Annotated in this window: 4 protein-coding genes; 2 read left to right on the top strand and 2 right to left on the bottom strand. The window is 52.6% G+C overall.

From position 1 onward, the window contains the following. Positions 1-154 precede the first annotated feature (154 nt). Positions 155-733 (top strand): hypothetical protein, encoded by a 579-nt coding sequence (locus HOK28_23565; GenBank protein ID MBT6436088.1) that lies wholly within the window; start codon positions 155-157, stop codon positions 731-733. A gap of 9 nt (positions 734-742) precedes the next feature. On the opposite strand, the gene HOK28_23560 is transcribed toward HOK28_23565, so the two are convergent. Then, the gene (locus tag HOK28_23560) at positions 743-1,663 is read right to left on the bottom strand and encodes an AgmX/PglI C-terminal domain-containing protein (protein MBT6436087.1); all 921 of its coding nucleotides are present in this window, start codon (positions 1,661-1,663) and stop codon (positions 743-745) included. Positions 1,664-1,743: 80 nt separating this feature from the next. Further along, entirely contained in the window at positions 1,744-2,892 is a 1,149-nt protein-coding gene (locus HOK28_23555; GenBank protein MBT6436086.1) for a hypothetical protein, read from the bottom strand. Between the two features lie 191 nt (positions 2,893-3,083). Here HOK28_23555 and HOK28_23550 point away from each other — a divergent pair. Further along, positions 3,084-13,246, top strand: a 10,163-nt coding sequence (locus HOK28_23550; protein ID MBT6436085.1) for an amino acid adenylation domain-containing protein, incomplete at its 3' end; no start/stop codon positions are given.

The following is a 13,246-nucleotide window of genomic DNA, read 5'->3' as shown; positions in this document are numbered from 1 at the left end:
CCGCTTTGGTCGAGGGTCCAGAGCGACACAAAGAGCATGGTCCATGCACTGACGGCGGTGATAATGAAGCTCCAAAATGGTCTCATGACTTCCCCAGGATCTCATATTTAATGCCTCAAACCAATCTGTTCTGCCTAGACTTCAGCGGGTGCCCTTGAAAAGTACTGACCAATGGGTGCAATGGGCATTCGACCCGGGTAAATTAAGCTTTATGAACCAACGACCGAATCATACGCCTCAAGACCGTGAGAAAAAACGCGACCTGGTTCGGTTCGTGGTGGTGGGCCTGGGTTTGCTGATTATCTGCGCTTTAGGCGCCGAGTCGGTGATCAGTAATTTTCAGCAGGTGATTGGAAGCGATGAGGCGAAATACACCTTCGAGGTGATGATGGACCAAGCCAAGACCCGCGGGCGGGACTTCGGGCTGACCACGGATGAGAATGGCTGTGTTAAAACCGGCAGCGAGAAAGCGGTTGAGTGCGACAAATCTGAAATGTTTGAGATTGTACGCTGCGGGAAAATCGATTCGGTCTTTTTAAATGCCTGCTTGGAGCACGCAAAGCCTTCGGAGACCTTTTGCACCTTTGTGCCCGAGTTTACAGACGGGGTGTCGGCTGCCGAGTGGCAAAAAGATACCTGCAACCAGACGGGTTATTCACAGAGTCTGAGCTGCCGTAAAGTTTACGAGATTGTGGCCGAGCACTGCGCGGCACGGCGTAAGGCAACACCGTAGCTTAGAGTATTATTGGTCGATGACCGACAAGTCGATGGGTTGTTCAATCACTGCCGCTGAGCCACTAAACGCGGGGAATCGCCATGCGTCTATTTTACGCTCAATGCACTTCGCAAGCTTCGAATTACGGTACTTCCGGCTTACCGTCCATACGTCGCGCACATCGCCTCGAGGGCCAATCGTCACTTGAACAATGATGCGCTTACTGGCGCTTTGCTTCTTTTTCAAATCGAGCTCTAGGCATGCTTTAAAATCACGTGAGCGCTTAGAGAACACTTTAGCAATGGCTCTTGGGTCAGCGGTGGATTCTCCTGACTCATCCTCGTCTACAGCCGCTCGCCGTCGTTTTGGAGCATCTGATTCTTCGAGCATTTCTTCATCGCCGGTTAAACTCTCTTCGGCCGGACTCGGCTCCTCTGCTTCGAGCACCGGATCTTGCTCAATTTCTTTATCTTTGGCCGGTTTCTTCGCCTTAGCTTTCTTCTTTTTGGGCCGCTTCTTTTGGGCCTGTTTCTTTTTGCGAACTTTAGCGAGGCGTTTTCGTTTGTGCTTTCGTTTGATTTGGGCTGGGATAAGTTTGTCTACAAGCTTGCGCAGGGTATCGGCAGCTTGGCTGGATTCACAATTGGTGGGAACGCGTTCCAGGCACTCCAGTGCCGATTCGTAGTCTTTTTCCCCAACGGCATTGAGCGCATCGAGAAGGTGGGTTTGAAACTTCAATTCGCGGCGCGTTCTGCCGACACATATCTCTGCCGGCTTGTTTTCCGGGTCGATGTGCAGAGCCCTGGCTCCAGCTTCAAGTGCTAAGCGAAAATCGCCTTCCATAAAGAGGTTGGCACAGTCGTTGGCATGAAAGACCGCGTCTTCTGTGGTGCAACCTGAGCTGAGGGTCACAATCAATATGACCGACGATAATTTGAGCGTGTTCATAACAGAATCCCCCTAACACCTTGGGGATTGTTTATTGCCGTTTCAAAGCTAGATTACAACTGAAGAGGTTAAGTTGTGGTCTAGGATGGGTCGTCTTTGGTGTTTTTGTAGAGGTTCGCAAAGGCTTTGTTGTTGATTGGGTGGAGGATTTCTCGCAGCGGCTTTTTATAACCGGTGAGCTTCTGAAAGAGCCAATGCGCGTAGGTCATACTGCGCCCTACGGGATAAATGCCGGCCAAGGTAAATAGAGACTGATTGGCCCAAGAGGGTGAAGAGGCAAACGGAGGCGGCGTATGACGTACTGCAACGCCTACCGAGAATGGGTCGAGGTTTTCAACTTCATGCCACCACCAGGGCGCATTGTAGAAAAGGTCACCAGGTTCCAGCACAAACTCATGCAGTGGCGGGCGGAAGAGAGGGTGGTCAGCGCTCGCGCCAAGGGCCCGTTGCGCACGGTAGCCTCCATAGCGTGAGCGAAAAGTTTGATAGGGGCGGCGGGTGACCGGATGAATATAGGCCGAATACTTCGGATCCATCAGGGTCCACTTTTTACGGCCATTGATCATCAAGAAGAAGTTGCCGCCTACCGCTGTGTGAAGCTGGCTGTGAACATGGGAAGACCCGATGAAGAAGTTCAAGAGGACCAGCTCGTCCCAGGATTCTCCTGGTGTGGTGAACGTGTCTTGAATTTTGCCAAGGTCCAGCTCTTCTACAAGGCTGTGGTCGCCAGTGGCAGCTTCCGTGTTGGCGTTGATGTAAATGGGCTCGTCGTGCATCCGTTCAAAGAATTCTGCAAAGGTCATCTGGCTGATCTTGGCACACACATCCCAGTCTTTGCCTTCTATATCTTTGGTCCAGGTGAGCGGTGTGCAGATCTGATTGCCTAGCTTTTCTTTGAGGTAGGGTGCCGTCCAGTTGGTGATGGCTGGGTTGTTTTTAGCAAAGCCCCGCACAATCACCGGCCGTTGGAAGTTGAGGGATGCTTCGATGAAGCTCTCGCGGGTAACTGTATCTGCATCGAGCTCCCCAAGAGGTTCTTCTTGGTCGTTATTTTCGAAACCGGTGACTTCGTGCAATTGGTCGACAATTTTTTGCTTGCGTTCAAAGCGGGGAGATTCAGACGGGTAACCTCGCCAGAGTAGGCGGTCCATGAAAAGCAATCGATAGAACTCGTTGGTCAGTTTCGAGGCTGGGTCGTTGCCGTGACCAACCAAATTGAAAAGAGACATAGAAACACTCCGTGCCCCGGTAGGAGGCCACTATCTGATATTTTGTCATACCACGAACATCACGGCATGCGAATGTGTAATCGAGTCCTTTGCTTTAAGATATCCCTTAATAAACAAGGGTTTTATCAATGGATGCAATCGATTGGGAAACCGGATACCATCTTCAAGGATCATTGACGTAAGGACCACTTTTGAACACATCATCGGCGCTCAAATCGAGCTCTCTTTTGTTTGCCCAGCTGCAGAAGCATGTGGGTGAACGGCCGGATGAGGTCGCGTTTCGGATATTACCGAATGGTTCTATCAATGAAGCCTTAACCTGGACCTGGGCGGAGCTTTTTGAGCAAACCGAACGCGTTGCGCGGGTTCTACAATCCAAGCTCAACGCGGGTGACCGGGCCTTACTACTTTACGATACCAGCCTGGACTTCATAGCATCTTACATGGCGTGTTTGGGAACGGGCGTCATTGCTGTGCCTGTGCCTCCGCCGGACCCGAGCCGCCCGACCGCAAGTCTAGAACGGTTGCGCGGGGTAATCTCCAATGCTTCGCCGGGCATTGTTCTGAGCAGCGCAGGCTTTGTTGCACAGCTACCCATGCTGGCGGCGATGGCTCCCGATATTGCTGCATTGGACTGGTTGGCAACGGATGGTTTGGAGGCAGGTGGAGCAGATCCGGGATGGCACGCGTATGCCTCTGATCCGGATGCAGTGGCGATGCTGCAGTATACTTCGGGCTCTACGGGGCATCCGAAGGGCGTCATGCTCACCCAGCACAACCTAGCCCACAATACCGAAGGTATGGGTGTGGGTTTAGAGCTTGATGAATCGACTCGGTTCTTTTCCTGGATGCCTTTGTTTCACGACTTTGGGCTGATTGCTGTGGTGCTGTCTTCTATTCGCCTTGGGGCGGAGGCAACGTTGATGTCTCCACTGGCATTTCTCCAAAAGCCCGAGAGATGGCTTCAGGGGATTTCTCATTTTAAGACAGATATCAGTTGTGCGCCGAATTTTGCCTATGCGCTCTGTGTTTCAAGGTGTTCCGATGAACTCGATGTTGACCTTTCCCATTGGCGAATCGCGGGAAATGGCGCCGAGCCGATACAACTCGATACTTTAGAGGCATTCTTAGAGAAGTTTGAACCTAAGGGGTTTAAGTGGAGTGCTTATAACCCCATGTATGGCTTGGCCGAGTCTACGGTTGCGGTGACATGTAAGCCGGAGGTCAGCAAGCCGATTCGAGAACTGCACGTCTCGAAGGCGGCCCTCCTGGAGGGTGTGATTCAAGAGGTCACTTCTCAGGGTGACGATTGTTTGCGGATGCCTTCGGTGGGGCGTACTTGGCTTGATCAAGAAGTTCGAATTGTGGCGCCGGCATCCATGCAAACCTGCACGGGAAACGAAGTAGGCGAGATTCTTTTAAAGAGCGGAAGTGTGGCTCGCGGCTATTGGCAGAACGAGGAAGAAACAAACAAGGTTTTTCTAAGCGCAGGTGAGCATGCCGGGTTTATTCGCACGGGTGATATGGGAATTTTCAGAGATGGTCAGATCTATGTCACAGGGCGACTTAAAGATTTGCTGATTGTGCGTGGCCAGAACCACTGGCCTCAAGATTTGGAGAAATCCATTGAGGGCTCTGGTGCCAATATTCGACCAGGTTCTGCGGCGGCCGTAGCTGATAGCAAGGAGCGGGTTTATCTTTTCGCCGAGGTTCGTCAGGACGCAGGTGAAGCGGATATTGACCAGTTACTAACTGTGATGACCGAGGTCCACGGAGTCAGCCCTTATCGAGTGGTGTTGCTGCGTCCTAAGAATATTAAGAAAACCACCAGCGGAAAATTGAGACGCAAAGCCACCTTGAAGGCGTATGAAGCAGGCAAGCTTAAAGTTGCTCTTGAAAGACAGGTCCAAGAAGAGGCGTTGGCTAAACAAGATATCCCAGCTCTTCTCGCGCGCATCACAGGGAAGCATTTAACCGCTGCGGAAAAACGAAAAACCTTTTCAGCTCTGGGTTACGATTCAGCAACGCTTGCAGAGCTTACGGGTCTTCTCGCTCAAGAACTTGGCCGAGATTTCTCTCCCACATTGCTCTACTCTCTCAGCACACCGGAAGCTTTAATAGAGTATTTGCAAGACGGTCAGGCGTCTTCCCCGGATACTCAAAGAGCCTCGGTAGATGAGCCGATTGCCATCATTGGTGCGGGGTGCAGGTTTCCGGAAGATATAGAGTCCCCACAGGACTTCTTCCAGAGCTTACTAGACTCGAAAGATTTCATCACAGAAGTGCCGGCCGATCGCTGGGATGGTGATGCTTGGGTGGGTGCTCAAGGCGAAGCCGGTAAAACCATCACCAAGGCAGGTGGTTTTATTGAGGGCATTGCCAAGTTCGACGCATCCTATTTTGGGTTAGGTGGACGCGAAGCCAGTGAGATGGACCCTCAGCATAGGTTGGCCTTGGAGGTCACTTATCACGCTCTTGAGCAAGCAGGGATGGCACCGGACAGCTTAAGCAAGCAGGAGGTTGGGGTTTATTTTGGTGCAGCACCTTCGGAGTATGCGCTTAACAATTTTTACCAACATCCTGAGTCTATTGGAGCGTGGTCGGGAAGTGGTGTGCACCCTGCAGCGCTGTCTGGTCGGCTGAGCTATTTACTTGGTTTACGTGGGCCAGCGCTGACGGTGGATACAGCCTGCTCCTCATCCTTAATGGCACTTCATTTGGCCTGTGCGGCGCTTCGGCAGGGTGAATGCTCGGCCGCGATTGCCGGCGGAGTGAATGTGATGCTCACCCCTCACGCTACGGTTTATTTTTCAACATTGGGTGCATTATCACCCACGGGTCGTTGTCGCAGTTTCAGTGCGGATGCCGATGGTTATGTACGCAGTGAGGGTGCGGTTTCGGTGGTACTTAAGCGATTAAGTGATGCCCAAAGAGACGGTGACACGATTTGGGGTGTGGTTCGGGGCACGGCAAGTAACCACGACGGTCAGAGTAATGGTTTTACTGCACCTTCTGGAACGGCGCAGCAGGCTGTGATGCGAAAGAGCTTAGCTCAAGCAGGTATCGATGCCAGTGAAGTCGGCTATGTGGAAGCGCACGGGACGGGAACACCCTTGGGTGATGCCATTGAAGCTGAAAGTGTGGCGGCGGTGTATGGCAAGGCCGACCCGATTTACTTGGGTGCGGTCAAGAGCCAGGTGGGTCATACCGAAGCTGCTGCTGGACTCGCTGGTCTGCTGAAGGTGGTCATGGCACTTCAAAAACAGGTTTTGCCTCCCAACCTTCATCTAACGGAGGACCATCCGCAGATCGACGCAAAGCAGATTATTCTACCGCGGAAGTCATATGCTCTACAGACGAGCTATGGGGCGGTGAGCAGTTTTGGATTTACGGGAACCAATGTCCATGTGATTTTAGAAAAGGCTCCGGACGAACTTGCATCAAAGCCACGCACTGAAGCATTCCTAGCACTTTCCGGGCAGAACCGGCAGGCACTTGAATTCAATGCCGCTCAGTTGAAGCATTGGCTCGAGGCAAATCCAGAAGAGCCAGCTCTTGAGATAGCTGAACAGTTAAGCTGTCAGAGAAGTCAGCAACCTGTGCGGCTGGGGCGGGTGGTGAAGAGCCGTGAAGAATTATTAGAGGTTCTTAAGCAACCGAGGCCGCTGAGAGAAGTTGAGCAAGAGCCTAAAATTGCGTTTCTTTACTCGGGGCAGGGCAGTGCATCGGTTGGGATGGGCTTTGAATTCGGGCAGCGCTATGACGTGTTTAATGAAGTGATTGAGCACTGCCACAAAGTGTTGGGCAAAAGCTTCAACCTAAAAGGTCGCCTAATAGGTGCCCAAGAGGGCTTACTTGATACACGCTACACGCAAGCGGCATTGCTCGCGTTTGAAACCGCTCTGACACAGGTTTGGAAATCGGTGGGCATTGAGCCTGTAGCGGTTTTAGGGCACAGCTTAGGTGCATTTTCAGCCGCAGTGGAAGCTGGCTCGCTTAACTTGGATGCAGCGCTTCACATGTTGGTCAGTCGTGGTGAACACATGTCGAATGCACCTGCCGGCGGTATGTTGGCGATTCGAGCATCGGTGGAAGAAATCCAGCCGTTTTTAGAGAAATCCGAGTTGTCGCTTACGGCGCATAATGGTCCTGCCTCGGTGGTTCTTGGTGGCGCTATCGATGCCGTGAGAAATTTTAGTGAGACTTGCAAAAAGCAGGGCTTCAAGCATCAATTGCTAGACGTCGAGCGGGCTTTTCACTCAAGCCTTATTCAGGATGCGAGCCGCGCATGGGCCAAAGACATTCAATCCGTAAAGTTTCAGAAGCCTTCGATTCCTTGGGTTTCCGATAGTCATGGCAAGCTGATTGAATCCATGTCCAGTGGTGACTGGCTTTCGCACGCTCTAAAGCCGATTCAGTTTTATTCAGCGCTTGAAGAGCTTGCGAGTATGAACGTTACCCATTGTTTGGAAATCGGGCCAGGGCGCACGCTTACTGCATTGGCCAGTCAGTCGGGTTTACCTTTCGAGGCATTGGCATCGAGCGACAACAAAACACCTGAATTCCATCTCCACACTGCAGCCTCGTTATTTGAGGCCGGTGCACCCGTTCGTATGCCTGCTTACCATGGTCGCCGTATGCATTCGCCCCCAACAGCCTACTTGAGAAAACGTTACTGGTACGGTGAGCCCGTTCACGACTCAAGCTTGAGTTTAAAGAACTGGTTACATGCTTTTGAGCCCGATAAAGCCGGCGGTATGGTTTGGCGTGAGCCTAAGGTTGGTGAGAAGAAGCTGCATAAGAATATGCATGTGTGTGTGACGGGTGCGGCTGGTGGTATTGGCCGGGCGCTTTGTATTTATCTCGCGCAATATTACCAGATGCGCATGACCTTGGTGGGCCGTTCGGCACGTGAGCAGCGTGAGGATGAGCTGATCGCAGCGATTGAGAAGGCTGGAGGCGAAGCCGTTTGGATTCAAGCAGATCTAACGGATACGCAGCAGGCTCAGAGTTTCGTGGAACAAGTGGATGCGAAGGTAGACATATTGTTTCACCTTGCAGGAACCACCGGTTCAGATGCGATGAAGACCAAGCGCGATAGCCTTCTCAATATCCAAGACTTGACCGCTAAACATCAGGTTTTGTTTTCTTCTATCTCGGGTGTGGTACCCGGGCTTGCCACCGGTATTGAAGAGTATGCCGCCGCGAATGCATGGCTTGACGATTTTGCTCGAGAGGGTCAGGTCCAAGGCCAATCCGTCCAATCTATTGCTTGGGGACCCTGGCAGGGCGACGGAATGAGTGCTGGAGCAAAAGATTTTTTCGATGTTCGAGGGATTCGGAGCATCGAGGCAGGTTGGGCTTTTGAAGTTCTAGAGCATGCTTTGGCCTCTGAAGAGCCAAATCTGGCCGCTTTCTACCGTAAGCGCTCGGTTCGGGCTGAAGCAATGGATCCCGCGGAACTCGAAGAGACGATTCGAGGTTTGTTGGCGAAGGCTATGAAGCAGCCACCGGAGTCGATCGACCGTGACCAGAGCTTTGCTGAGCTGGGTATTGATTCACTCATGGCTCTGGACCTTGTGAAAGACATCGAAGAAATGCTCGGTAATGGGCTTCCAACGACTCTGCTCTATGAGCATGACACGCTCGCCAAACTGGTTGCAGTTTTATCTGGAAATGTAGAGCGCAGTGAACGGGCTGTTCACACCGACCAACAGCTGCCCGGTTTGCCATTGCTTCCGGCTCAAGAGACCTTCGTGGTGCAGCACTACTTTTTCCCCGATATGCCGGCGAATGTTGGCTTAAGCGTTAACGTGGAAACGCCAGATGGAAGCGCCATTGATGTGCAAAAGCTCAAAGTAGCGCTCTCAAGGCTTGTAGAGCGACATCCTGTGCTGACCTCGGCGATCCATCGTATTGAGGACCAGTGGAGAATGCTTTTGGGGCAGGCGGCACCTGCTCTTGAAGAACACGGCAGTATTGATGAAGCAGAGCTCAACAACATTCGCTTTGATTTAGAAAAGGGACCCATGTTTGGGGTTCATTGCGACACTAAGCGCGTTCTTCTTTTGGGTCACCATGTCTTGGTGGATGCTTGGAGCCAAAAGCTCCTGGCCGAAGACCTTTTGCATCTTTATTCTGAGGAATGTGGGCACGCGGTTGAGCCGCTTCCTACCCTGGAGACGGGTTGGCAGGATGTGGTGCATGCATCCCATGGTATTGCGGATATTGATTTACCTTGGTGGAAAACAAAGCTCGACCACGGCGTCGCCCCGATACATTTGCCTTGGCAGTCGCCAGTGGATGCTCCCTCGTCGGGAGGATGTGGTCAGCAGCGCCTAACGTTGGATGCCACGCTCACAGAGCGCCTTCAATCCTTTGCCAAGCAACACGACGTTACTTTCCCGAGCCTTGTTCTTGCCGCTTATCAAAAAACGCTCTTTGACCGCAGTGGCCAAGAACAGGTTACGGTTCGAGTGGCTCAGGGGCGCCGTGAGGTGAGGTTACCTGATATCGAGCGTGTGGTGGGTTCGATGGCCGATAGCTTGCCAATAACCACCCACATTCAAGCCCAAGAGCCACTGCTTGAATTGGCCAAACGAGCCCATAACGGACTGCAAGAGGCGAATGCCCATGGTGCGGTATCATCGCTGGCACTCGCCCAACTGGGAGATTTTCGTGCATGCGGCCCGGCTGGACTCACGCCATTTTCTTTCTCGTTTCCGCTTTTACCGGGCCTCGACCAAATTGGTGAGCTCACGATTACGGAGCTTCGGGGCACGGCAGGCGGCGGTTTCACGCGTCTCACGCTCTTAGCTTGGGTCTTTCGCGATGAGCTGCATCTCACATTTAATTATGCTTTGAGTCACCTCGAGAGCGCTCAGGTGCAAGCCTTACTTGAGAGTGTTCAAGGTGAGTTGGTGGATTGCCTCCAAGAGGCTGAGGAGTCGTCGAAGCAGGTCCAATTTCAGATTATAGAGAGGGCTAAAATCCACCCAGACCGCGTTGCGGTGGGCACGATGACGTATGGGACTTTGGCGCGTCGCTCTGCGGCTCTTGCCAAGAAGCTCAAGGGTTCAAGAATCGGAATTTTAGGTTCACCTTCTGAATACGCTGCGGCTGCAATCTTGGCGGTTCTGCGTACGGGCGCTGCTTGGGTACCTATGGATCCTCGTTGGCCAGATGCCCGTATCCAGCAAGTGCTTGAATCATCGCAGCCGAGCCTTTTGCTCTGTAGCAAGGAGCATGCAGACCGTGCGCGGACCGTGTGGCAGCATGAGGTTGTTGTGATCTCGGATGAAGAGTCGGATGATGGCCCGCTTTTAGAAGGCGAACTCTCCCACATCATGTACACCTCTGGCTCAACCGGTGCGCCGAAGGGCGTCATGGTGAAGCATGCGAGCTTGAGTAACTGGCTTGGATGGATTCAGCGAGCGTTTAATGTAGACGAAACGGACTGTTTTTCATGGACGTCTTCTTTAAGCTTTGGCGGAACACTCCGGCAGCTTTTTTCACCGCTTCAAAATGGGGCCAGGACCTTCCCCGTTTCTTCGGCCGAGCTTCGTGATCCAGATGCGTTTCTTAAGGTGCTCCATGACGAGAAGGTTACAAATCTCAATACGGTACCGAGCCTTTTGAGGCATCTGATTGCAGCTGCAGACCGCAGTACATATGAGGACCCGTTTCAGCATTTAGAATGGGTTTTGATTGGCGGAGAGGCGATGACGCCAGATTTGATTCGAAAATGGCGCGAGCGTTACGCTGGCTCGGCGCGATTTGCGAATCTCTATGGATCAACGGAAACCATCGTCAACGCCAGCTGGTATGAAATTGTTCGAGAGCCGGCAGCCGATGAGCTTCACGTACCCGTAGGTTGGGCTCGCAGCGGCGTGCAGATGCATTTAATCGATGTTGTGGATGGAGTAGGGGAGCTTGCAGTCTCTGGGGCCATCGCCGAAGGCTATTGGAATATGCCTGAGCAAACCGCGGCAGCATTTATCGAACATCCTGAATATGGGCGAGTTTATAAGACTGGAGATTTGGCACGGCGGCTTGGAGATGGCTCTTTCGTGTATCTGGGGCGCTTGGATATGCAGGTTCAGATTTATGGCAACCGAGTTGAGCTGGCCGAGGTTGAGCATGCGCTGGTAAGCCACCCTGCTGTGGATGCAGCCATGCTCTTGTATGAAGAGGGTCAGCTGATAGCTGCCTACCAAGGCCAAGATGAGGCAACACCTGCACGGCTTCGAGAATTTTTGAGCGGTCTTTTACCGGATTATATGGTTCCCCATCAGTGGAACCGAGTAGACGTGTTGCCGCGTAATACGGCTGGGAAGAAGGATAGGATTGCGCTGCGGGATTCTTTAAAAGACCAAGCGCCAACCGGACCTACTCGCCCTGGAGTCACGCACGGAGAAGATAGGCAGGCAGTGCTTGCAGGTATTTGGCAAGAAGTATTGCAACTGCCTGAATTGCCTAAGGCTCATGACAACTTCTTCGAACTTGGTGGTGATTCGATTCGTGCATTGGAGGTACTACAGCGTTTGCAGAGCCGAGCTGGGCTGAGTGTGCGACCCATGGTGGTTTATGAGCATCAAGAGCTTGGAGCTTTAAGCACAATGCTGGAAAAAAGCGATGCGAAGCGAGCGCGGCCGACTCATTTAGAAAACAACTCTCTTTCCACGGTGCAACGGGGTTTTTGGACCGCTCATCGGCGTAATCCGGAGCATCCTCCGCTTTGGGCTGCGCGTGTGCCGCTATTAGGTGAGCTAGATCCGGATTCCTTACAACGGGCCTTGAATGAGGTTGTGCGGCGCCACCCGGTGCTGCGAACGAGTTTTCATGCAGGTAAGAGTGGGCCGGTTCGGCGTGTTCATGAAGAGAGTCAGCTGCGCATTACCTTTGATGACCTAACGGTGGTATCGAATACGCTCCGTGAAGAAGCCTTGGAGATGACTTGGAAGATTGAAACCCAAGTGATGTACCCTATGGAAACCGTGCCGCTTTTCCGTATTCGAGTGGTTAAGGTTGGTGCCAAACAACACACTCTCTTCTTTTCTGCGCACCATATTATTGCCGATGCATGGAGTTCTTGGGTGCTTACGCGTGAATTGCTTACCTTGCACGAGTCTTATCGGTTAGGGCGACAAGCGAGTTTGGGTCCGGTTGCATCTTATGCCGACGTCGCGCAGTCGGTGACGGAAGTGGATGACCGCTGGTGGGATAGTTATCTGGCCGATTTAAGCCCGCCACCGCCTCAAGAGAACACACAAGTCCATGAGGCACATATCGAAATCGACGCCGAGCATTGGTCGCGCCTGCAAGCGCGTGCCAGTCGAACCAGCTCTACACCCTTTATGCTTACGATTTACGCGCTCTTTCGCTCCTTGATGGAGGTGAAAGGTACGAGCGATTTGGTCATTTCAACGGCCTTGTCGGGACGAGAGGGTCACCTTGAGACCTTGGCTGGTGTGGTGGGCCCTTTTGCGAGAGCTTTGCCAATCCGGGCTCAAGCGCCTCTTTCTTTAGAGAGTGTGGTAGCAAGTTTAGAGCAGGCGATGGCGCATTCTGACGCTTCGATGAGTTCGATTGCGAGAGCTGCCGGTACGGCGGCCATGAGTACTTTGGGCCGTTATTTCTTATCGTGGATGGATTCTTCGATTGTCGCCAAGCCGGAAGGACAGCTCCAGCCGCAGTGGCCCGAAGGTAAGTTCGCTTACGATACCGCATCGACGGATACGGAACTCATGGTTGGCGCGTTGGTTCATGATGGATTACGTTTGAATTTACATGGCACCGAGATGATTCATGAGCTGGTTCCAGTGCTCAAGCGGGAGATTCTCAAGCTTTGTATTCCTAAGTCGAGTCTTATCGTTTACGCACCGGCAGGTTTGGTTTTACCGAAAGGTACACCGCCGACGCTGGTGGAGAAGGTCACCAGTGATTACAGCGAGACTGAGCTCATCGGTATTCCTGTTGCAGCCGATCAGCTTTTCAACACCCCAGAGGTGCCCCGCTTGATTCAGGAGGCGGCAGCGCTGGCATCATCGCCAATTGTTACGCTCGCCGGAATGCTTCCATCGCTTACAGGTTTGGGTGCGCAGCCTACACTTGTGAATAAGTCGATCAGCACCGGCCACGGCGCCACCGTTTGTGCGATGTATTTCAACACTGCGGCGATGATTGAAGCATTGGGTTTGGATTGGCCGGATTTACATGTGGGCGTTCTGGGTTATGGCTCGATTGGGCGTTCAAGCCTGGAGCTATGCCTGGCTAAGCTTGGTAAACCCCGAAAGGTCAGCCTCTGTGATCCGAAGTTAGACAACGGCGTGCTCAACCTTGATGAGTGTGACCT

Source organism: Deltaproteobacteria bacterium, from assembly GCA_018668695.1.
Lineage (GTDB): Bacteria > Myxococcota > XYA12-FULL-58-9 > XYA12-FULL-58-9 > JABJBS01 > JABJBS01.
The sequence above is the reverse complement of the archived record's forward strand: the minus strand, read 5'-3'. Positions and strand labels throughout refer to the sequence as shown.